Below are 21,980 nucleotides of genomic sequence, written 5' to 3'. Positions count from 1 at the left end.
CGTCCACGGCGCCGTCCCATGCTATAATGCACCCGATACGGCCACACTGAGGGCAGGCGCAGTCCGAGCACGCGCCGGCACACGCGCGCCCGGGCGGCCACTGCGCGTACACGCGCTTCCGCGCCCGGGCGTCCCTGCACGCCGCCGCCGGGCGGTCCCTGCGCACTCGCGCACCCGTTCCCGCACGTGCCTGCACGTGACACATGCCCGCCCGTGCGATCACGCTGCGGCGCGCCGCCGGACCCCATCCGCGCCACCCCGCCCCGGTGAAGCCCAGGAGGCCTGACACCGAACCGTGGACACCAAAGACGTCACCCTCTTTCTCACCATTGCACGACTCGGGTCCATCTCGCGGACCGCCGAGCAGTTGTTCATGTCCCAGTCGACGGTGACCCACCACCTGCAGCGGCTGGAGCGCGCCCTCGGCTACACCCTGTTCCACCGGACTCCGGGCGGCGTCCAGCTCACGGCCGAAGGGCAGCGCCTGGTGCCGCTGGCCGAACGCATGGCCGCGCTCGAGCGCATGATGCTGCACCCCGACGAGGAGCAGACCCCCGTCGTCCGCGTGCTGTCCGGGCGCGCATTCGTGTCCGTCGACGTCCCCGCGTGCCTGTCCCGTGTCGTGCGCCAGATGAAGGTCCACCTCAAGGTGCGCATGGGCCTGTACGACGACATGGTGGACGCGCTGCTGAGCCAGCAGGTGGACTTCTGCTTCCTCGGCGAGCCCATCTACCATCCGCTGGTGCGGCAGGTGGAGTTTTTGCCCGACGCCATCGATCTCGTCGTCCCGGCCGACCACTACTTCACCCACGAGTTCCCCGGCGTCCAGGCCATCGCCGGAGAGCCGTACATCGCCTTCGGCCGATCCCGCGCGCCCTTCCGCCAGCGCGTGGAAAGACTGCTCGCCAAAGCCGGCGTGTACCCGCAGGTCCGCATGGAGCTCGACAGCATCGACGGCGTCAAGGCCATGGTTTCCCATGGCCTCGGGATCTCGCTGCTCCCGCGGCGCACGCTCAACGACGCCGCCTACAAAGGCTACCGCGCCATCCCCCTCCCGGGCGACGACTGGGTCCGCCCCACCCTGTTGGCGTACCCCGCCGCCCACGCCGAGCGGACGTTGACCCACCGGTTCGTGGAGATCGTGCGGCAGTACTACGACGAGCTCAAGCAGAGTTCGTCGTGAGGCGCTACACCCCGCTCGCGCGCAGGCTGCGCGCCACCTCCACGAACGCATGCAGCACCGGCGCGTCGTCGTCCCGCCGCCACGCCAGGCCCATCACGGCGCGCGGCATGCCTGCCGCCTCCTTGTAGACCACGTCCCGCGTGTGCAGATTCCTCGCCGGTGCCGGCACCACCGCCACCCCCAGCCCGCCCGCGACGAGACCAATCACCGTCTGGAACTCCCTCGCCTCCTGGCGGATGTCCGGGCTGAAACCCGCCGTCCGGCACAGCCCAATCACCTCGTCGTACAGCCCGGCCCACGTGCTGCGCGAGAGCATCACCAAGGGCACCCCCGCCAGATCCGCCAGGGAGACTTTCTCCGCGGCGGCCAACGGATGACGCACCGGCACCGCCAGCACGCACGGCGCTTCGTCCAGCACCTCCAGCGCCAGCTCCGGTGCCGCCAACGGCGGCCGCACAAATCCCACGTCAATCTCCCCGGTGACCAGCGCCTCCTCTTGCTGCGGCGTCGACAGCTCCTGCAGCACCACATCCACCCCCGGGTGGCGCGCCCGATACGCCCGCAGCACCGCGGGCAGCACGTCGTACGTCGCCGATCCGACGAATCCCACGCGCAGCCGCCCCAGCTCGCCCCGGCCCGCGCGGCGGGCCGCATCCGCCGCCCGCTCCACCTGCGCCAACGCCTTGCGCGCCTCCGCCAGAAACACCTCCCCCGCCGCCGTCAGTTCGACCCGGCGCGAGCTCCGGCTGAACAGCCGAACACCCAGTTCCTCCTCCAGTTGCCGGATCTGCTGACTCAGCGGCGGCTGCGTCATGTTCAGGCGGGCCGCGGCGCGGCCAAAGTGGCGCTCCTCCGCAAGGGTCACGAAATACACCAAATGCCGCAGTTCCATCCCTGCCATCCCCTCGATACATTCACAATACATATCGATCCATTCGACATTATATATTGGACCTATGAATTGACGTGTCGTACATTTGGAGAGCAAACGCTTTGCAAAGGGAGGAACCGCATTGGTGCGCATCGCCGTCCAGACCGCCCGCTGCCTCACGAAGGCCGCTCGCATCGCCACCCGGGCCGCCCGCATCGCCCTCCAGACGGCGCTGTTGTGGCTGCTGGCCGCTGTATGCAACCGGGTGGCGACCGCCCTGCATGTGCCCGTGCCCGGCAGCATCCTCGGCTGCGCCGTCCTGTTTCTGCTGCTGCTGTTTCGCGTCGTGCCGCTGGCCTGGGTCGAGGCGGGCGCCGACTGGCTGATCGCGCAGCTCTTGCTCTTCTTTCTGCCGCCGGCCGTCGGCATCATCCAATACCCCGCCCTCATCCGCGCGGATGGCTGGCGCCTCCTGCTCGTCATCCTCACCAGCACCGCCCTGGTGATGGCCATCACCGGGGCGGTCGCCGACGCCATCACCCGCCGCCGACAGCGCCGGGCCCATCCGCTTGCGCACCAAGCTCTCACAGGGAGGCGATCCGGATGATGAACGCATTCCTGACCCAACTGTCCGACGCTGTTTCGCCGGACCTCATCTCCATCCTGTCGATCCCGCTGACCGTCTCCATCCACGCCGCCTGCCGCCGCGTCTACCGGCGCTGGAGATGGCCGCTGCTCTCTCCCATGCTGACGAGCCTCGTCCTTCTGGCAGGCTTGCTGGTGCTCCTGCGCATGCCGTACCCGCGCTACATGGCCGGAGCCCACTGGCTGAGCAGCCTGCTGCAGCCGGCGACGGTCGCCTTCGCCGTTCCCCTGTACCGGCACCGCCGTGCCCTTCTCGATCACGCCCCCGCCATCGGCGCCGGGCTGTTGTGCGGCAGCGTGATGGCGGTCATCTCCTCCATCGGCCTCGCCCACCTGGCGGGCCTCGGGGACGGTGTGGCGCGGAGCCTCGCCCCGCGATCCATCACCACGCCGGTGGCGATGGCCGTGGCCAAGCAGATCGGCGGCAATCCGGTGCTCACCGCCGTGTTCGTGATTGCGACGGGCATCCTCGGCATCCTCGTCGGCCCCTGGCTGACCCGGATCCTGCGCCTGCGCACCCCCGTGGGACGCGGCGCCCTGATGGGGATGGGCGCCCACGGCATCGGCACCGCCCGGGCGTTCGAGATGGGCTCGCAGGAAGGCACCCTCTCCAGCCTGTCCATGGTCGTCGCCGCCCTCGCCGGCGTCGTCCTCATCCCGCTGTTGCTGCCGTGGATGAACATAATATCTTTACATTGAAAATATCTTTTGTTATGCTGGCGAGTGGCAAGACACATTCAGGGGGCATCACACGACGCCATGGACGACAACGAATCCCGCCGCATTTGGGCCCTTGCCGAACAGGTGGACCAGGTTCTGCCGGTGCTCGCGGTCAAACTGGTGCACTTCGTCAAAGACTTCCCGGTGCCCGACGTGACGCTGCCCCAGGCGTTTCTGCTGCACCACCTGCGCCACCACGGGCCATGCACCGCGTCGACCATCGCCGACCTGCTCGGCGTCACCTCCGGCCCGGTGACGAGCTTGACCAAGCGCCTGATTCAGCGCGGGCTCCTGCACCGCAGGCCGGATGAAAAGGACGGCCGCGTGGTCTGGTTCTCCCTGACCGAAGCCGGCGAAGCCCTCGCCGACACCCTGTCCAGGCACAGCACCGAGCGATGGGCGGCCGTAATCCGCCAGGTCGGCGAGGACCGCGCCCGCACGGCGCTCGAGATCATGGGCAACACCATCCGCGTCCTCGACGGCCTGCAGGGGGAGCCGTCGCGGTGACCGGCGAGAGGGGACACGCGACAGAGGTCAAGACGGTCAAGGCGACATTTGACCGGTCATACGCAACATCGGGACGCGCCCGCCAGGCGTCGGGAGAGGTCGGCAAAGGTCCGCGTCCGCGGTTTTGCGGCAGATATCTTCACATTGAAATCAATTGAGACAACCCATTCAAAGAAAAGGAGTGAAACGACGTGGCGGAGTGGTACGCGCGTTTCGTGACGCGATGGAAATGGCTCATCATCGTCCTCTGGGCGGCCATGGTCGCCGCGGTGCTCGTCGGCCTGCCCAAGCTGCCGGACGTCGTGGCCCACAAGAGCACCACGTATCTGCCCGATTCGGACCCCAGCATGGTCGCGAGCCGGTTGGCGGACGAGGTCGATCCGGATCATCACGCAAAGAGCACGGTCATCGTCGCCGTCCATCGCGCGGGCGGCCTGTCCTCCGCCGACCGCGCCTATTTGGAGGACGGCCTCGCGCGCGTCGACGGCGACAAGGCGTCCTACCACGTGTCCTACGTCCAGACCGCAAACAATGCCCCCAAGGACATGGCCAGCTCGTTCATCAGCAGCGACAAGACGACCGAGATCGCCGTGGTGGGCCTGACCGAGAACATCGAGGACCCGGGCCTATCAGACGACCTGCAGCGCCTGCATGACGCCTTCGCGCACCCGCCCGCCGGGGCCCAGGTGTACCTGACCGGCGACACGCCGGTACAGAAGGACGCCATCACCCTGATGCAGGGCGCGGCCGACAAGACCGCCGTCGTCACCGTCGGCCTGGTGCTCGTCATCCTGCTCGCGGTCTTCCGGGCCGTGTTGGCGCCGCTGTTGACCCTGCTCGCCATCGGCCTGTCCTACCTGGTCTCCTCGAGCGTCGTGGCGTGGCTCGCCCAACGCGGGTTTCCGGTGTCGACCTTCACGCAGACCTTCATGATTGCGGTGCTGTTCGGCGCGGGCACCGACTATACGGTGATCTTGCTCAACCGCTTCCGCGAAGAGCTGACCAAGACCCACACCCGGGCCGACGCCCTGGCCGGCGCCCTGCGCGGGGTCGGCAAGACGGTCATCTTCAGCTCGCTGACCGTGCTCGTCTCGTTTGCGGCCCTGTACTTCGCCAACTTCGGCCTCTACCGCTCCGGCGTAGGGGTGGCCGTCGGTGTGGCCATCACGCTGCTGACGTGCCTCACCCTCATCCCGGCCCTGATGGCCCTCTTCGGCCGCAATCTGTACTGGCCGGTGGTGCCGAAGCCGGGCATGGATCACCGGCCTTCGCGGCTGTGGGGCTGGACCAGCCGCGTGTCCACCCGCCGGCCCTGGCTGGTCACGCTGATGTTGGCGGTGGTGCTCACCCCGGTGGCGCTCGCCTTCGGGCCGTCCCGCTCGTTCGATCCGATGGCCGACATCCCGGACGCCCCCTCCGTGCAAGGCTTCCACGTGGTGTCGGACGCGTTCGGCACGGGCGAAGCGATGCCGACCACCGTGGTCCTGAAGACGGACGCGAACCTGCGCACCAGCGACGGGCTGGCCACCATCGACCGGATCTCACGCCAATTGGCTTCCGTCCACGGGGTCGCGGAGGTGGACAGCGCCACGCAGCCGCTGGGCAAAGTGGTCACCGATTTTGAACTCAGCCACCAGAACCAGCAGGCCGCGGACGGCCTCGGCCAGGTGAAGGGCGGCCTCGGCCAGATGGCTGACCAGCTCGGCAGTGCGGCGAAACAGGGCGGCCAGGCCCAGGGCGCCTTGAATCAGCTGCAGTCGGGGGCCGCGAGCCTCGCCCAGGGTGCCCGGCAAACGGCCGGGGGCGCCAGTCAGCTGGCGTCGGGCGCCGACCGCCTCGCGGGCGGCGCCAAGCAGCTCGCGGACGGGACCGCACAGGCCAGCCAGGCGGCGGCGCAGCTTTCCGACGGCACCCAGCAGTTGAGCGGTGCCGCGGGGCAGGTGTCGACGGCGGCGTCCGCGCTGGCGGGTGCCATCGCCCAGTGGACAGCGGCCCATCCGGACCAGGCGAACAACCCGAACTGGCAGCAGATTGAGCAACTGGCCCAGCAGCTTGCGCAGGGCACCCAGCAGGTGGCCGCCTCGAGCCAGCAGTTGGCGGCGGGAGCCAAGCAACTGGCCGTCTCCATGCCGGGCCTCGTCGGCGGCATGAACCAGGTGGCCGGTTCTGCCACCCAGCTCGCCCAGGGCGCCCACCGGCTGGCCGGCGGCGCGAGCCAGGTGGCGGACGGAGGCGGGCAATTGGCCAGCGGGATCGCGCAGTTCACGCAGAAGAGCGGTGACCTGGCCACCGGACTCAGCCAAGCGGCCGGCGCGGCGCAGAAACTGCAGTCCGGCGTCGCACAGGCGCAGTCATTTTTGTCCGAATCGAGCGCGGCGCCGTCGCCCGGGTTTTACGTGCCGCAGAGCGAGATCCAGAACAACGCCGAACTCCGGCAGGCCCTCGATGCCTTCGTGTCACCGGACGGGCATGTGGCGAAGTTCCGGGTGCTGCTCAACCACACCCCGTATTCGCCCGAGGCCATCGCGACCGTGAATCAGCTTCGTCAGGCCGCGTCGGTCGCCCTGGCGGCGAGTCCGGTACACACGGGAGAGGTGTACGTGGGCGGCACGACGGCGTTCCAGGCGGCGATGAACACCCTGTCCAGCGAGGACTTCTCCTGGACGATGACTCTGGTATTTGGCGCCATCTTCGTCCTGCTGGTGGCGATGCTCCGCTCGGTGCTGACACCGCTGCTCATCCTCGTCTCCCTGGCGGCGACGTACTTCGTCACCATGGGCTTGGTGCAGCAATTCTCGGTGCACGTGCTCGGCCAGGACGGCGTCAGCTGGACAGTGCCGTTCTTCACGTTCCTGCTGTTGGTTGCGCTCGGGGTGGACTACAGCATCTTCCTGATGTCCCGCTTCGACGAGGAGTACTGGGCGGGCTGGGACGCCGGCCGGCGCGGCGACACCGCGGAGCGCTCGCGCATCGCCCCGCGCGGCCCGATGCCGATGCGCGCCATGCGCACGGCGATGCGCCGGATGGGCGGCGTCGTCTTCTCGGCCGCCGTCATCATGGCCGGCACCTTCGGTTCCATGATGGTCACCGGCATGGCGACCATGGTCGAGATTGGGCTGTCGGTCGTCGTGGGGCTGTTCCTCTACGTGTTCGTGCTGCTGGCGTTCTTCATGCCGGCGGCCATCGCCCTGGTGGGCCCGGCCCATCCGTGGCCCTTCGTGCGATGGCACGAGGAAGAAGATGGAGACGAAGAAGAGGGGGCGGGGACAGGTGCAAGGGAGCGCGCACCCGTTCGGCCCTCCCTGGAAGGTCCCGGCAGCCAGGTGTGACCTGGCTGCCGGTTTTCATGAGCGCGGAGGTGTCGCATGCCAGGGCGTCAGCGCAAGGGTTCTCCGACGTGATCCGTCTGGCGTCCCTCGGCCGGAGGCCGGACGGCGTGCACGCGGAAATCAGCCACCCAGTCGTGGACCCACGCGGCGATGGCGGCACCCGCGACGGGCCCAATCAGGTACACCGGGTATTGCGCCCACGACACGTGCCCCCCGAACAGGCTGTCGACCACATAGGGCCCGAACGTCCTGGCCGGGTTGAAGGACGATCCGGTCGGCCCCGCCGTCGCCATGATGATGCCGGCCACGGTCAGACCGATGGGCACAGCGGCCCACCGGCCTGCGGCACGGCCGTCCACGGCCGCCCCCATGATGACGGTCATCAGGACGAAGGCGTTGGCCGCCTCGATGAGCGTCCCGCGGACCAGGCCAATCCCCGGAGCCAGGACGGTCGCCCCGGTGTTGCCGACCGAGGTCCCGGCCGAACCGAGGACGAGCACAATCCCCAGCGCCCCCACCACCGCCCCGACGGCCTGCGCGAGCACGTAGGCGGGCACCTCCCGCCAGGGAAAACGGCCCGTCACGGCCAGCCCGACCGTCACCGCCGGGTTGATGTGGCAGCCGGAGATAGGGCCGAACGCCGCGATCATCGCCAGCACCACCATCCCGAACGCCAGGCTGACCACACCCACGTCGGCCAGGGTGACGGCGTGGCGGGCGTCGCTCGACAACACGCCGTTGAACGCCGCGGTGCCCGCCCCAATCCAGACGAGCATCGCGGTCCCAATCAGCTCCGCCACACCGCGCTTCAACAGGGAAGGCGACGTGTCCATCCTGTCACCCGCCCCGCCGAGTCAGTTCTGGCTGAAGGCCAGGAAACGCTCCGGATGGTGTTTGCGCACCAAACCGTGGGGGTCGAGGACGAATTTTCTCGCCACACCCCTGTCAAAATCCGCGTAACCGCGCGGGGCATCGTCCAGGTCAATGACGGTCGCGTTGACCGCTTTCGCAATCTGCGCCCGTCCGCTCAGGATCATGTTCATGAGCTGGCGGTGGTAGCGCATGACAGGCGTCTGACCGGTGACGAAGGAGTGGGCCTTGGCCCAACCGAGACCGATGCGGATGCGCAGGGAGCCAATTTTCGCCTCCTCGTCCTTGGCGCCGGGATCGCCCGTCACGTACAGCCCTGGGATCCCCAAGCGCCCGCCGGCCCGAGTGATCTGCATGATGGTGTTGAGCACCGTCGCGGGTTCCTCCTGGTGATCGCGCCCGTGACCGTGCGCCTCGAAGCCGACGCAGTCGACGGCGCAATCCACCTCCGGCACCCCGAGGATCTGTTCAATCATCTCGCCGACGTCGGCGTGTTGGCTGAGATCGATGGTCTCGCAGCCGAAGCTCCGGGCCTGCTCCAGGCGCGCCGGGTTCAGGTCGCCCACGATGACCACGGAGGCGCCCAGCAGCTGCGCCGCGTGTGCCGCCGCCAGGCCGACCGGACCCGCCCCCGCGACGTACACGGTCGATCCGGTGGTCACTCCGGCGCTGTACGCCCCGTGATACCCGGTCGGGAAGATGTCCGACAGCATGGTGAGGTCGAGGATCTTCTCCATCGCCTGATCCTTGTCCGGGAATTTGAGCAACTGAAAGTCGGCGTACGGCACCATCACGTACTCCGCTTGACCGCCGACCCAGCCCCCCATATCCACGTATCCATAGGCGGAACCGGGGCGATCCGGATTGACATTCAGGCAGATGTGCGTGTTGCCTTCCTTGCAGTTCCGGCACCGCCCGCAGGCGATGTTGAAGGGAACGGAAACCAGGTCTCCCTTTTTGATGAACTCCACATCGCGGCCGACCTCAATCACCTCACCCGTGATCTCGTGACCGAGCACCAGGCCTTCGGGCGCGGTGGTCCGCCCGCGGACCATGTGTTGGTCGCTGCCGCAGATGTTTGTCGACACCACCCTGAGAATCACGCCGTGCTCACACTTGCGCCCGACGTTCAACGGGTTGACGCCCGGCCCGTCCTTGAGCACCAGCTCCGGATAATCGATGGTCTCCACCGCCACTCGGCCCGGCCCTTTGTACACGACCGCACGATTTCCCGGCATCCTTCATCCCTCCTCACGGATTTCCACGCGCCAAGGTCATTCCAAGACCGCACAGTCGGAAGCGTCTGATCTGCCGCTCACCCCCGCTTCCCATCTGGGTTCGGTGTGGTACAGTAAAAGGTGGATGTAAGGGTTTACATGGATGAGCATACGGCGGCCGAACCGGGCGTCTCAACGAACAATCGTCTGATTTGTCAGATTGACGTGCCGGATTTGTGCATCTGCACAACTGGAGACACGGTTCCGGCCCGGTTCCCACGGCCGGTTGACCGAGCTTCACGCGGACGCGGAGGTGATTTCGGGTGAAACCGAGGAACCGCAGGGAGCCTATCCACGTCGCCCGCACCGACGTTCAACGGATGGATCCGGTTGCCCCCCATGCCACGGCAGAGTTCCTGCACGCCGACCGGCGCGGGCGATGGCTGCTGCAACAACTGGATCGCCATCTGGCTGAGCTGCATCGAATGGCGCCCGATCAATCGTTCCTGCTCGAGGACGCGCGCGGGGTGCCGGTCCGGAGGATGATGGCGAACCGCGACGTGGAGATCCCCGAGGACCATTGGCATCGTTACGAGATCACCGACCAAAACACGGTGTACGGGACGATTCGCTCGTCCGCGCCGCTGCAACGAGTGATGGACGAGACCGCGTGGTCCCTCTATTCTCTGCGGCTCGCCCTTATTTTGACGGAACTCTCGGAGTGGTCGGCGACGGAAGCCGAACGCCGCGGGGAAAAGGTTCAAAAGATCCTCCTGGACGGGGTGACCGCGGAAAACCTTCGCCTGCTGACGTTGTGCGGGCTGCCGCCCCATCCCGGCTATCTGCTCATCGGGATGGAGCTGACACAGCCAGAGGAGAAGTATCAAAACATGGACATCCTTCGCGGCTTCCTGGTGACGCACGTTTGGCGGTATCAACCCGCCTTCCCGTTTCTCGCCTACCGGCCGAACGGTATCCTCGCCATCCTGCCTTCGTCCAATCCGTCCGCCGGCCAGCATCTGGCCCACGAGTGGCTCGATGCATGGTCCGCCTACGCGGAACGCAGGCTGGCCGCCCGCCTCCCCGCCCGGGCGTACGTGTCCTGGGCGCGCGACGAACACGACCTCGGCCCCAGCCTGCGGGAGCAGGAGGTGGTCCTCCGCTATGCCGAGCGGTTTGGCCAGCACGGACTCATTTCCAACCGGCTGAGCCCTCCGATGCTCCGCATGCTGGCCAGCCTCCCGGAGGCGGACCTGTTGCGGCTCGTCCAGGGCACGCTCGGGCCGCTCTTGGAACCGAACCACCGGCACCTGCTGGATACGCTGTGGGTCTACCTCAGTTGTGACCAGAACGCCTCCCAGGCCAGCCGGGTCCTCTTCATGCACCGAAACACGCTGCTGTACCGCATCCGGCACATCGAACAGTTGCTCGGCCTGTCCCTGCGCGATCTCCAGCAGATCACGTCCATCTGGACCGCGCTCCAGGCCCATGAACTGCTTCATGCCCTCGGAAAGACCGACACGGGAGACCGGTACCCATGATCAGGACGAAGAAGACGAAAAGATCGGAGCGCTCTCTTGCGCGGCGAGCGAATGTCGTTTATGGCATGACGTTTTTGGCCAGCCTGTCGCTGATCCTGCGCTTGGGCTACCTGCAGATTGCGCGCGGCGAAGAATTTCGCGAGAAGGCGTCCAATGCCCGTCAAGACACCATCCCGGTGCTGCCGGCGCGGGGGCGCATCTACGACGCAAACGGTGACCTGCTCGCCTACGACAAGCCGGCGTACACCCTGTATCTAGCAAATGACCCGTCCCTGAAACCCCGACTGCCCAGCATCGCGGCCAAATTGGCGCCGGTACTCAAGGTCAAAGAGAGCGACTTGCTCGAGACCATGCAACAAGAGACCTATCAGTCGCAGATTGAGCTGGCGTCAGGGTTGACGGACCAGCAACTGGCATGGGTGGAAGAGCATCGCTCGGAGCTGCCGGGCGTCGACGTCATGGTGGAGTCGCAGCGGACGTATCCCTACGGGGTGCTGGCCGGACAGGTGCTCGGGTACACGGGCCAGATCCCGGCGGGAAAAGAGACGTACTATGTGGATGAACTGCATTATCTGCGGACGCAGAAAGTCGGAGTTGCCGGTCTGGAGTTGCAGTATGAGCGCGTCCTGCAGGGCAAGGTGGGCAAGCAGATTGTGCAGGTCAACAGCAATGGCAGTCCGATTCAGACACTGGACTATGACCCGGCGCCCGTGCCAGGGGCGAACCTGCAACTGACGCTCGACGGCCACCTGCAGGCCATCGCCCAGCAGGTGCTAATGGATGCCGTGGAGAAGTCGAAGTATGCCGCATACATCCACGACGCCGAGGCGGTCGTGCTCGACGTGAAGACGGGCGGGGTGCTGGCCATGGTCAGCTACCCGTACCTCGATCCGAATTGGTTCGTCGGCGGGTCGAAGGCATACGATCCGCACAAGCACTATGTCGAGACCTCAGGAGCGCAGTTGAACAACGTGATCCAGAGCCCGCGCACGCCCGGATCGACCGTCAAGATGGCGAACCTGGTGACGGCGCTGAAAAACGGCATCGTGACACCGAACACGGTGTTTCAGGACCACACCATCACCTATGTCGGCACAACAAAGATGAACGACAACAATGAGTACCACGGCCTGGTGACGCCGGTCAAGGCCATCGCCCAGTCCTGCGACACGTTCTTCTACGAGGTGGGCCTGTGGCTCGGCAAGTGGATGGGCGCGGATGCCTCTAGCGGCGGCGGCTTCACAGGGGCGTCGTCGTACCCGCAGTGGCTCAACACCCAGTTTGCCCGGGGCATCACCACCCTCTTTCAGGGAGAACGGGATTTCGGGCTGGGCGCCAAGACCGGGATTGACCTGCCTTACGAGGCCCAGGGCCGATTCTATGTGGAAGATTCGCGCAAGCAGATGCAGCGCGTGCAACTGGACCTGGACAAGGCGGAGGAATCGTTGAAGAAAAACGGCAGCTATCCGCTCTACGGCTCCCCGGCCGACTTGGCAATGGCAGGCATCGGGCAGACGCAGCAGTTCACGCCGATTGAGTTGGCGCAGTACGTGGCCACCATCGCCAACAACGGGGTGCGGCTGCAGCCGCATCTGGTGGCAAAGATTGTCCCGCAGGACGGAAGCCCGCCTCAGGAGATCAAGCCGGTGGTGCAGGCGAAGCTGAACATCCCGGCACAGTACTTGAAGATTGTGCAGGAGGGCATGCACGAGGCGACCACCGTCGGAACGGCAGCGCAGGCGTTCCAGGGCGCACCGTATGCGGCGGCGGGCAAGACGGGGACGGCGCAGATCACGGAGGGCGGCGTGAACATGGACAACTCGGTGTTCGTCGGTTACGCGCCGTTTGACAACCCGCAGATTGCAGTCTGCGTCATGGTCCCGGGCGCCGGGTACGGCGCGGAGACGGCGGCGCCGGTGGCGCGCCAGTTGATGGACGCCTACTTCCAGGAGCACCACCAGTTCTTCCCGAAAGAACAGTGGTCGGACACCCGGATCCCCGCGGATTACAAGATGTGGTCTTCGTACGTCAAGCCGGAGCAGGCGAAGGGATGAGGACGCCGTTCACCATCGGATGTGGAGGCACCTTTCAGAATACGGGTGGTTCCAACCCGGGCGATCACACCATCGCCCAGGCCACCGCAAGCACGTTGTCCAGCGTGAAGCCGAACTTCTCCACCACCACATCGCCCGGTCCCGAGGCGCCGAAGTGATCAATCCCGAGGATCCGCCCCTCCCGGCCGACGTACTTGTACCACGGCATCGGGTGCGCCATCTCGATGGCCAGACGGCGGGTGACCGCGCTCGGCAGGACGCTCTCTTTGTACGCCTCGTCCTGGGCGTCGAACAGCTCCATGCAGGTCATGTTGACCACCCGCACCGCGACGCCCTCGGCCGCCAGGCGCCGGGCGGCGCCGAGGGCCAGTTGGACCTCCGAGCCACTGGCCATCAGGATCAGGTGATTGCCCTCTCCTTCCTGGAACAGGACGTAACCGCCGCGGGGAAACAGCGCCGCGCGCTCCTTGACCTCCGCCAGCACCGGCACCTTCTGGCGCGTCAGGACGATGGCCACCGGCCCGTCCCGGTGCTCGAGCGCGTAGCGGAACGCGAGCCCCGTCTCCGTCGCGTCGGCCGGCCGGAACACCTTGAAGCCCGGAATGGCCCGCAGCGACGCCAACTGTTCAATCGGTTCGTGGGTCGGCCCGTCCTCGCCCACCGCCACGCTGTCGTGGGTGAAGATGTGGATCACCGGCTGTTTCATCAGCGCCGCCAGGCGCAGCGCCGGGCGCAGGTAGTCGGAGAAGACGAGGAACGTCCCGGCGTACGGCATCACCCCGCCGTGCAGCGACATGCCGTTGAGCACCGCGCCCATCGCGTGCTCCCGCACCCCGTAGAAGAAATTGCGCCCGTGGTAGGACGCGCGCGCGAAGTGCGGCTCGTCCTTCAGAATGGTCTTGTTGGATCCCGACAGGTCCGCCGAACCGCCAATCAGCGTGGGCACGTGCGGCGCGATGGCGTTCACCACCTTACCGAACGCGTCGCGCGTCGCCACCGCGCCTTCGAAAGCGGGCAGGACGGCGTCCCAGTCGATCCGCACGCGATCATGCAGCGCGTCGACGAACTTCTGCGCCTCCTCCGGGTACGCCTTCCCGTACGCCTCCACCGCCTGGTCCCAGGCGGCCTCCAGCTCCGCCCCGCGCGCCCCGATGGCCGCAAAGTGGGCGCGAATGTCGTCCGGGACGACGAACGGATCGAACGTCCAACCGTAGGCCGCCTTCGCCTGGGCCGCTTCCTCCGGGCCGAGCGGCGTCCCGTGGGCCGCGCTGGTCCCCTGTTTCGTCGGCGCGCCGAAACCGATGATGGTCTTCACCTCAATCAAGGTGGGTTTGTCGGCCGACTGGCGCGCCTCCGAAATGGCTTGCTCGATGGCCGCGAGATCGTTGCCGTCGTCCACCCGCAGCACGTTCCAGCCGAGCGCCCGGAACCGATTCCCCACGTCCTCCGTGAACGACCACGACGTCGGGCCGTCGAGCGAGATGTCGTTGGAGTCGTACAGGACAATCAATTTGTTCAAGCCGAGGTGTCCGGCGAGGGAGGCCGCTTCATAGGAAATTCCTTCCATCAAATCGCCGTCCCCGCACAGCACGTATGTGTAGTGGTCCATCAGGGTATGGCCGGGCCGGTTGAAGGTGGCCGCCAAAAACCGCTCTGCCATCGCCATGCCGACCGCCATCGCGATGCCCTGGCCCAGCGGCCCCGTCGTCGCGTCCACCCCCGGGGTGTGGCCGTACTCCGGATGGCCCGGCGTCTTCGATCCCCACTGCCGGAAATTCCGGATGTCCTCCAGCGAGACGTCGTACCCGGTCAGGTGCAGCAGGCTGTACAACAGCATCGATCCGTGGCCCGCCGACAGCACGAAGCGATCCCGGTTGATCCACTTCGGGTTCTTCGGGTTGAACCGCAAAAACCGCGACCACAGCACGTATGCCATCGGCGCCGCCCCCATCGGCAATCCCGGATGGCCCGAGTTGGCCGCCTCAATGGCGTCGATGGACAGGGCGCGGATGGCGTTGACGGCGCGTTGATCGATCTCGTTGAAAGGCACGTGGACCACTCCTTGGCACGCTTTTCCTCGTTGTATCATAGCACGTCATGCGGCGACAGCGAAAAACTCCCCGGCACCCTGCGCCACGCTCACCTTCGCCGGCGAACGTCGTGGCGCCACCAGGCGAAAAAGTACACCGACAACAACATCATCACCGCGGCGGCGACAAGGAAAGGCCCGGACGCCCCCAGCCCCTGCCACGCGAGCCCCCCGATAAACGGCCCGAGCGCGGTGCCCGAGTCCTCCACGGCGGTGAACAGCCCCACGGCGCGCGTGTGCAGCCAGTGCGGCACGGCGTCCATGAAGAGGGCGTTCCAGGTGGGAAACACAGCCCCGAATCCGGCGGCGAATACCGCCGCCGGCACCAGTGCCCGCTCCCACGATCGGCACATGGACAACACGGCGACACCGGCCGCCGAGGCCAAGAACGCGATCGACAACACCGGCAGCTTCCCCATCCGGTCGGATACCCGCCCGAGCGGGATCAGCAGCGCCACGGTGATGGCCCCGGTGGCGATGAGAAAGAGGGCGTACGCCCAGGTGTGCAAGTGGAGGGATCGCACGCCGAACAGCGCGAGAAACGGAGTGATGGTGCCGATGACCAGGGTCTGCAGCACCATCGGCAGCAGGAACGGCCGCAGCTTTCGCCCGAGCACCCGGGCGAGCAGGACCTCGCGCCGCAGGGACGGCGTCCCGCTGCGGTTCTCCGGCCGGATGGCCCATGCACTCACGACGAGGATGGAGGCCATCAGGCCGAGCACGGTCAGCGTTCCGTACCGGATGTGCAGCAGCAAATTCGGCGCAAACATGCCGATGCCCGTCCCCGACATCCACGGGATGAACGCCTGCGCCAGGGATTCCGCCTTCGCGCCCCCAATCCGTTGGCCGAAATGGGTGAGCGCCGCGGGCCACACGGACGCCGCCCCGCACCCGTACAGGATGGAACACGCCAGCGCGGCCCAACTGCTGTGGGTTGCCAGGAGCACGGCCACCGCGGCGATGGCCAGCAGGATTCCGCCGCGCACCGTCCAACGGGCGTAGCCCCGGGCGGCGGCCACCCCGTACGCCAGCTTGGTCGCGGCGTCGGCGGCGAACTGGCCGCTCGTGCAAAGGCCCACCCACCAGATGGGCATGTGCACCCGGTGCGGCAGGACGACGGGCACCCACACGTAGTACAGGGCGGCCCGGATGAATTCATTGCAGAACAATGCGCTTGTCCACCATATCTGCCGATTCATACGTTCCATTCTACACGACCGCAGGCCCGTGCACACGCGCAAGCGCGGGATGCGCGGGGGCCGCCTGGGGATGCGCGGGCCGTCGGTCGACGCTCCTGGTGCCGCCATCACATCATCGCGATGGCGACCGCCGTCGCGGCGATGAGGCCGCAGATGACCGCCAGGAAGTTTCGCCTCGTCAAGTCCTCCGGACTGCACCCGGTCACGCCGGCGATGTCCAGCACGCCCCACGGCACGAGCGTGCCGCCGCCGCTCCACACAGAGCCCATCTGTCCCAGCGCCGCCAGCACGGCGACATGGACGCCAATCGGCGTGCCGAGCGCCTGCGCCAAGGTGCCGACCAATACCAAGCCCGAGAACCCCGAGCCGTCCAGTCCTGCGATCACGCCGACCAACACCACGATGATAGCCACCGGCACCGCGGAGAGCGGGACGTGGGCGGCGAGGGCGCGACCGAGATCGAACAGGTACCCCGGCGCCCCCTTGCCGAGGATCTGCGGCGCGATGTCGGGCGATCCCATGAAGAAAAAACCTGCAATCGGAATGACGGGGGCAAAGATGCGGATGGAAAAGGTGAAGCCGGACTGCAGGGATTCCATGACGGCCTGGTAGGCCTTCAAGCCGTGTTCGAGGAACGCGATCAACAGGAACAACAACAGGCTCACCCCGCCGATGAGCGCGGTGGCATCACCGCCGCGCAGCCCGAGGACGATGGTGGCGGCAATGGTGGCGAGAAACGCGAGCGGTACCACGATGGCGGCGAAGCGTGCGGCAAAACTGTACGTGCGCTCGGCCGGCACCTCGGGCACGGCCTCCGCGGTGAGGCGGCCGCGGCGCATATCGCGGCGCAGCAGCACGTAAGCGATCACGGTGCTGACCAATCCGGTGGCGATCACCAACGGCACGCTGGCGCGGATGATGTCCATCACGGTCACCCCCGCGGCAGCGCTGGTGAGCTTCGGCGCGCCTTGAATCACGAAGTCTCCGGACAGGGCGATGCCGTGGCCGAACAGGTTCATGGCCATCGCCACGCCGAGGATGGGCAGGCCGGCGCGAAGCGCGATGGGGATCATCAGTGGCCCAATCATCATGCTTGCGGGCGTCGGCCAGACGAACGCGGAGACGACCCCTTTGATCACCCCAGTGCCCCAGAAGGCCATGCCCGGTCCGCGGAACAGGTTGCGCACGGGCCTGAGCAGCAGTTGATCCGCCCCGATGTGCTCGAGCAGACGCAGCAGCGCAATCATGATGGCGATGATGAGGATGATCTCCAGCAGCACGTTCGCACTGGTCAGACTGGCGTTGAACAGGGTCTGCACGCCGATCACGAAGTGGCCCGAATACACCCAACCGAGCACGAACGTGCCGATCACGCACAGCGGGATGACACCTCGCCGCATCGCCATGCCGATGATAACGAGCACGACGACGGCGAGGTAGATCCAGTGGGACACGGTCAGGGTCATGGGGTGGCCTCCTCCCAGTGGGCTGATGTCGGTGCCGCATCTTATGGAGGAGGGCTCGGATGGGTGACGCGGGCGCGCGTAGGGGGCAGGGATGGAGAGGGTGGACGGGTGAGGCGCGGGCCCGGTATGCGGGGGCGTCGACGCGTGGGGCTGTGGATGCCTCTGACTGGACACCCCTGACCGGCTCCACTCGCCCTGGGTTCCACCTGTGCATGTGGCGATGGGCATGCTGCCTCACATTTCGCAGTTCCGCATCGCGGAACTCCGTTCCGCCACCCACTCCCTGCACACCAGCGCCGCGACTTAAAAGTGGTCATGAAGGGAGTACATGGTGACGACCGCGGCATCATCGCGCCCCAAACCCGCGTCCCCCGTGTCTAGGCCGGCACCACGTTGGACAAATTAGCCATGAACCACCTGTCCGCCGAGCCCCAAGCGAAGCCGTTTCAGAGCCGCCACCGTTTCGTACCATCTGATGAACCAAGTGGTGACTCGTGCCGGCGGATCGCAAGCCGTTCATCGCGTACCTTGCGCCAGGAACGAAAAAGGAGGAGATCACTTTGGACGAACGCATATCGGGCCCCGACCAACACGCGAGGGCCGATACCCATGCAGTGAACGGACACCCCCACCCCACGGAACCGTTGCGGCAACGGGATACAGAGGTGACGTCGCTGGTCGACGTGGACAGCCCCGACGACTTCGCCTACGAGGGGCAACTGGGCGACACGATCCCTGAGGCCGCCCAGCAAGACGCCACCGCCGCCACCGCCGCGCCTGCGGCCGCACCCGCCGCCAGCCCATCCACCGCCCGGCAGGCCCAGGGCGCGCGCGGCAGCGACGCATGGACCACCGTCGACAACCCTGACGATTTCGAGTGAACGCAAGCCGGCCCGGCGCCGCTCCTTCACCGGCCATCCGGGCCAGCGACCTCCACCGCCTCGGCCTGGACCATCCCCTTCCCGGGCAACCCCTTCCCGGACCGCAACGGCCGCCTCAAAAGCACCACAAGAGCGTGATCGAAATCCCACAAACCACGGCCAAGTACGCGAAGTCCAAGCGGCGCACCGGCACCACGCGATAGTAGGCGCGGCCATCGGGTCGATCCGCCGGCGCGCCGCGAAATCCCCGCGCCTCCATCGCGATCGCGACCCGCTCACTCATCCGGATCGCCTGCGCCAACAGGGGCAGCGCATACGTCACCGGCCGCAGCGCCCGCCAGCGGGCATCCTTGCCGCGCAGTTGCCGGGCCTGCCTGAGTTTCGTCCACTCCGACTGAAACAGCGGCATGAAGCGAATTCCAGCCAGCGTGCCGTACGCAAACTTGGGCGGAACGCGGAAGGTCTGGCACAGGCCGACGACCAGATCGGTCACGTCCGTCGCCGTCACGAACAGCACCCCGAAGCACACCGCGCCGAGCATGCGAAACGCGAGCACCAACCCCGCGATGAACCCCGGATAACTCAGGTGCATCCACAGGAAGTCCAGGGTCCTCGTCCCCGGCTCCACGCGGGCGTACGCCGTCAGCGTCCACACGTACAGCACGTAGAAGATGAGAAACGGCGACAGCCGCACGACCACCCGACGCGGCGACAGACGGGCCGCGCCGAACAGAAGCACCAGCGGCCACAGGAACATCGCCACCGCCTCGGGCAGGGTGTGGGCGAAGATGCCGATCGCGATGGCGATCACGCACGTCACCAGATGCCACGGCGGGTTGAGCCGGTACACCAGCCCCTTGCGCAGCGGTTCGGCCGCGAGGGACGCCGGCCAGGATTCGGCTCCGGATACGGCCGCAGGTCCTGCGCCTACGTCCCGCGCCGGTCGCGCCGCCGCAGGCCCAGCGCCCCCCTGCGGCTCCGGCGCCATCGCAGGTCCTGCGCCTCCCTGGGGCTCTGGCGCCGCCGCATCACCTTCCTCCAGCGGCCGCACATCGTCTACCAAATGGGCCTTCGCCATCACGTCTGGACGCTGCCATAGCCCTGCGGGCGATCCCCAGTACAACAGGCCCCCGTCCGCCACCACCGCCACATGGGTGGCGTACCGGCGCACCAGGTCCAGGTCGTGCGTGGTGATGACCACCGTCCGCCCCTCCTGGTGGAGCGCCGCCAACCGGTCCAGGATGGCCTGCTGCGTGCGCGCGTCCTGCCCGAACGTCGGCTCGTCGAGCAGGTACACGTCGTGCGGCTCCCGCAACATCGACGCCACGCTCAATCGCCGCTTCTGGCCCTGGCTCAACCCGAACGGGCTCTGTTTCGCGCAGCCCGCCAACCCGAATGCCTCGAGCAGCCGCATCGTCTCCGGCGGCACCTCATTCCCCACCGGCCGGTTCGCCAATTCATCCGCCACCCGCTCGTAGATGAATTGGTACTCCGGATTCTGGAAGCAATAGGACACCGCCCGCACGCGATCCGCCGGCCGCCATGCTCGGATCTCTCTCTCAAACAACCGGACCTCGCCGCCGCTGAGCCGCTGCAGCCCCGCCATCCCCTGCAGCAGGGACGACTTGCCCGCACCGTTTGGCCCGACGATGGCCACGAATGCACCCCGGGGCACGTCGAACGACACGTCCTGCCACACAAGACGCCCGTCGTAGGCCAAGCGGCCGTTGCGGATGGAGAAGGCCGGTTCGGCCACATTCGATCCCGCCGATGCCGCCGATTTCGCCGATCGCGCCGCCCCTGGAGCCGCCGCAGGTTCCGCCACCCGCCAGGCCCCGGTGTCCGCCGCATCCCCCGAAGGAGCGTCCGGCCCGCCTTCCGGCGATCCATCCAGCCACACTGGGCGCGCCTTCCACGGCGCCACGACGCCTTCGGCGACCAGCCAGTCCCATTCTTCCCGGATCACCTCGGCGGTCGGGCCCGCCCGGTGCACGCGGCCCGCCGCGTCGAACAGCACCACCCGGTCCATCCAGGGCAACAGGGCATCGAACTTGTGCTCAATCACGAGCAGCGTCTGCCCGGCCCGTGCCAGCCGCGCAATCTCCGTGAACACCTGGCGGGTGGCCAGCGGATCGAGGTTGGCCGTCGGCTCGTCGAGGATCAGCAACCTCGGGTGCATCGCCAGCGCGCAGGCGATGGCCAATTTCTGTTTCATGCCGCCGGAGAAGACCGCGTGATTGGCCCGCTCCTGCCCGGCCAGTCCCACCTGCGCCAGACTTCCGCGAATCCGCTCCGCCATCTCCGCCCTGGCCAAGCCCTGGTTCTCCAGCCCGAACGCCATCTCGTCGTCCACCCGCAGCATGCAGAACTGCGCGTCCGGGTCCTGAAAGACGTAACCCACCGCCCCCGGCGCATCGAGCGACGGGTGGCGCACCACCTCGCCCGTCACCTTGGCCTCGACCGCCTCCGGAATCAGGCCCGCGCACAGCATCGCCACCGTGCTCTTGCCGCACCCGCTCGGCCCGAGGAACAGCACCGACTCCCCCTGATGCAACTCGAAGTCGATCCCGCTCACCGCCGGCCGCCCGTCCTCATACGCGATGTCCACGCCGCGCAGCCGCAGCAGGCAAGGGCGTTCCGCACGCCGCGGCGTGCCATCCGCCAGCACCGGCGCCTCGTCCCGCAGCTTCTCCGGTGCCTCGTCCGACCGCTCCTCGGGCGTCCGGGCCACCAGCGGCCGTTCCGCGTCCCGGGCCTGGGGCCGTGTCAGGACGTCCGTTCGGCTCATCTCGATCCCGCTTGCCTTCCGATCTCAAAATTTCGCAAGGCGCCCGCCCGGTTGAGCGCGTCCGCGATCCACTTCGGCAACAGCCCCGCCAACACCGCCCCGCTGATGAGCGTCAGCACCAGGTACCCGAGGATGGTGCCCGTGCCGTACTGGTTGCCTCCGTATTGGAAGTACCACTGCAGCGTGTTGCCGACGCCGCCGAGCGCCCCGGAGAGCATCATCATCCCGGCGCCGTACCGCTTCCAGGCGCCGAGCGCGAAGCCCGCCTCCGCGCCGATGCCCTGCACCAGGCCGGAGATGATGGCCCCCGTCCCGTACGGGCTGCCGAAGGCGAACTCAAAGAACGCACTGACCACGCCCGCGAAAAACGCCGCGCCCGGCCGCCGCACGATGTACGCGACGAGCCCCGCCGCGATCCACCACACGCCGTTGACGATGCCCGCCGCCGCCGGGCTCCAGCCCTTGGTGATGACCTCCGTAAAAAAGTCCCAACCCATGTACACCACGCCGCACACCACCGACAGAATCGCCGCCACGACAATGTCCCGCAGTTTCCACTGCATGCCCAACACCCCTTCTTTCCGTGAGGCGGGAACACGCTGGAAATCAAAAACCTCTTT

Annotated in this window: 16 protein-coding genes; 8 read left to right on the top strand and 8 right to left on the bottom strand. The window is 67.1% G+C overall.

Annotated features, from left to right (window positions below):
• Positions 1-295 precede the first annotated feature (295 nt).
• Complete coding sequence (locus BM357_RS01005; protein ID WP_074948701.1) at positions 296-1,183, top strand: LysR family transcriptional regulator; 888 nt, start codon at positions 296-298, stop codon at positions 1,181-1,183.
• 4 nt (positions 1,184-1,187) lie between these two features.
• Here BM357_RS01005 and BM357_RS01000 read toward each other — a convergent pair whose 3' ends face one another.
• On the bottom strand, positions 1,188-2,075 hold the full coding sequence (locus BM357_RS01000) for a LysR family transcriptional regulator (RefSeq protein WP_074948699.1): 888 nt from the start codon (positions 2,073-2,075) through the stop codon (positions 1,188-1,190).
• Between the two features lie 124 nt (positions 2,076-2,199).
• Here BM357_RS01000 and BM357_RS00995 point away from each other — a divergent pair, with 124 nt between their 5' ends.
• The 4 genes from BM357_RS00995 to BM357_RS00980 all read left to right on the top strand — a co-directional run bounded on the left by BM357_RS00995 (position 2,200) and on the right by BM357_RS00980 (position 7,255).
• Positions 2,200-2,661, top strand: a complete 462-nt coding sequence (locus BM357_RS00995) for a CidA/LrgA family protein (protein WP_245783799.1) — start codon at positions 2,200-2,202, stop codon at positions 2,659-2,661.
• The gene (locus BM357_RS00990) at positions 2,658-3,398 is read left to right on the top strand and encodes an LrgB family protein (RefSeq protein ID WP_245783786.1); all 741 of its coding nucleotides are present in this window, start codon (positions 2,658-2,660) and stop codon (positions 3,396-3,398) included. The genes BM357_RS00995 and BM357_RS00990 overlap by 4 nt, the downstream gene beginning before the upstream one ends.
• Positions 3,399-3,458: 60 nt before the next feature.
• Positions 3,459-3,926: a MarR family winged helix-turn-helix transcriptional regulator gene (locus BM357_RS00985; RefSeq protein ID WP_074948697.1), complete on the top strand. Its 468-nt coding sequence runs from the start codon at positions 3,459-3,461 to the stop codon at positions 3,924-3,926.
• A gap of 191 nt (positions 3,927-4,117) precedes the next feature.
• A complete protein-coding gene (locus BM357_RS00980; RefSeq protein ID WP_074948695.1) occupies positions 4,118-7,255 on the top strand; it encodes an MMPL family transporter in 3,138 nt (1,045 codons plus the stop codon).
• 47 nt (positions 7,256-7,302) lie between these two features.
• On the opposite strand, the gene BM357_RS00975 is transcribed toward BM357_RS00980, so the two are convergent.
• Positions 7,303-8,088, bottom strand: coding sequence for an MIP/aquaporin family protein (locus tag BM357_RS00975; protein WP_074948693.1), 786 nt, complete (start codon positions 8,086-8,088; stop codon positions 7,303-7,305).
• 21 nt (positions 8,089-8,109) lie between these two features.
• A complete protein-coding gene (gene fdhA, locus BM357_RS00970) occupies positions 8,110-9,363 on the bottom strand; it encodes a formaldehyde dehydrogenase, glutathione-independent (RefSeq protein ID WP_074948691.1) in 1,254 nt (417 codons plus the stop codon).
• A 302-nt stretch (positions 9,364-9,665) separates the two neighbouring features.
• Between fdhA and BM357_RS00965 the strand changes: the two genes are divergently transcribed.
• Both BM357_RS00965 and mrdA read left to right on the top strand, forming a co-directional pair.
• Entirely contained in the window at positions 9,666-10,883 is a 1,218-nt protein-coding gene (locus BM357_RS00965; RefSeq protein WP_083430051.1) for a PucR family transcriptional regulator, read from the top strand.
• Positions 10,880-12,937, top strand: coding sequence for a penicillin-binding protein 2 (mrdA, locus tag BM357_RS00960; RefSeq protein WP_074948689.1), 2,058 nt, complete (start codon positions 10,880-10,882; stop codon positions 12,935-12,937). The genes BM357_RS00965 and mrdA overlap by 4 nt, the downstream gene beginning before the upstream one ends.
• 64 nt (positions 12,938-13,001) lie before the next feature.
• On the opposite strand, the gene tkt is transcribed toward mrdA, so the two are convergent.
• The 3 genes from tkt to BM357_RS00945 all read right to left on the bottom strand — a co-directional run bounded on the left by tkt (position 13,002) and on the right by BM357_RS00945 (position 17,691).
• Positions 13,002-15,026: a transketolase gene (tkt, locus tag BM357_RS00955; RefSeq protein ID WP_074948687.1), complete on the bottom strand. Its 2,025-nt coding sequence runs from the start codon at positions 15,024-15,026 to the stop codon at positions 13,002-13,004.
• 50 nt (positions 15,027-15,076) lie between these two features.
• Entirely contained in the window at positions 15,077-16,225 is a 1,149-nt protein-coding gene (locus tag BM357_RS00950; RefSeq protein WP_074948685.1) for an MFS transporter, read from the bottom strand.
• Positions 16,226-16,332: 107 nt separating this feature from the next.
• On the bottom strand, positions 16,333-17,691 hold the full coding sequence (locus BM357_RS00945; RefSeq protein WP_074948683.1) for a hypothetical protein: 1,359 nt from the start codon (positions 17,689-17,691) through the stop codon (positions 16,333-16,335).
• A 665-nt stretch (positions 17,692-18,356) separates the two neighbouring features.
• Between BM357_RS00945 and BM357_RS19605 the strand changes: the two genes are divergently transcribed.
• Positions 18,357-18,572, top strand: a complete 216-nt coding sequence (locus tag BM357_RS19605; RefSeq protein ID WP_175511387.1) for a hypothetical protein — start codon at positions 18,357-18,359, stop codon at positions 18,570-18,572.
• 115 nt (positions 18,573-18,687) lie between these two features.
• On the opposite strand, the gene BM357_RS00935 is transcribed toward BM357_RS19605, so the two are convergent.
• Positions 18,688-21,360, bottom strand: a complete 2,673-nt coding sequence (locus BM357_RS00935; RefSeq protein WP_074948679.1) for an ATP-binding cassette domain-containing protein — start codon at positions 21,358-21,360, stop codon at positions 18,688-18,690.
• Entirely contained in the window at positions 21,357-21,923 is a 567-nt protein-coding gene (locus BM357_RS00930) for an ECF transporter S component (protein WP_074948677.1), read from the bottom strand. Before BM357_RS00930 ends, BM357_RS00935 begins: the two co-directional genes overlap by 4 nt.
• Between the last annotated feature and the right edge of the window lie 57 nt (positions 21,924-21,980).

Origin of the sequence: Paenalicyclobacillus macrosporangiidus (assembly GCF_900116805.1) — a bacterium.
Classification (GTDB): domain Bacteria; phylum Bacillota; class Bacilli; order Alicyclobacillales; family Alicyclobacillaceae; genus Alicyclobacillus_H; species Alicyclobacillus_H macrosporangiidus.
Note: the sequence above shows the minus strand (reverse complement) of the source record. Positions and strands in the feature narration are given on the sequence as shown.

What these genes read in the sequence shown, in the direction of transcription:
- fdhA (WP_074948691.1), bottom strand. Translation starts at nt 9,363, where the DNA reads ATGCCGGGAAATCGTGCGGTCGTGTACAAAGGGCCGGGCCGAGTGGCG.
- tkt (WP_074948687.1), bottom strand. Translation starts at nt 15,026, where the DNA reads ATGATACAACGAGGAAAAGCGTGCCAAGGAGTGGTCCACGTGCCTTTC.
- BM357_RS00935 (WP_074948679.1), bottom strand. Translation starts at nt 21,360, where the DNA reads ATGAGCCGAACGGACGTCCTGACACGGCCCCAGGCCCGGGACGCGGAA.
- BM357_RS00975 (WP_074948693.1), bottom strand. Translation starts at nt 8,088, where the DNA reads ATGGACACGTCGCCTTCCCTGTTGAAGCGCGGTGTGGCGGAGCTGATT.
- BM357_RS00945 (WP_074948683.1), bottom strand. Translation starts at nt 17,691, where the DNA reads ATGACCCTGACCGTGTCCCACTGGATCTACCTCGCCGTCGTCGTGCTC.
- BM357_RS01000 (WP_074948699.1), bottom strand. Translation starts at nt 2,075, where the DNA reads ATGGAACTGCGGCATTTGGTGTATTTCGTGACCCTTGCGGAGGAGCGC.
- BM357_RS00990 (WP_245783786.1), top strand. Translation starts at nt 2,658, where the DNA reads ATGATGAACGCATTCCTGACCCAACTGTCCGACGCTGTTTCGCCGGAC.
- BM357_RS00950 (WP_074948685.1), bottom strand. Translation starts at nt 16,225, where the DNA reads ATGAATCGGCAGATATGGTGGACAAGCGCATTGTTCTGCAATGAATTC.
- BM357_RS00985 (WP_074948697.1), top strand. Translation starts at nt 3,459, where the DNA reads ATGGACGACAACGAATCCCGCCGCATTTGGGCCCTTGCCGAACAGGTG.
- mrdA (WP_074948689.1), top strand. Translation starts at nt 10,880, where the DNA reads ATGATCAGGACGAAGAAGACGAAAAGATCGGAGCGCTCTCTTGCGCGG.
- BM357_RS00930 (WP_074948677.1), bottom strand. Translation starts at nt 21,923, where the DNA reads ATGCAGTGGAAACTGCGGGACATTGTCGTGGCGGCGATTCTGTCGGTG.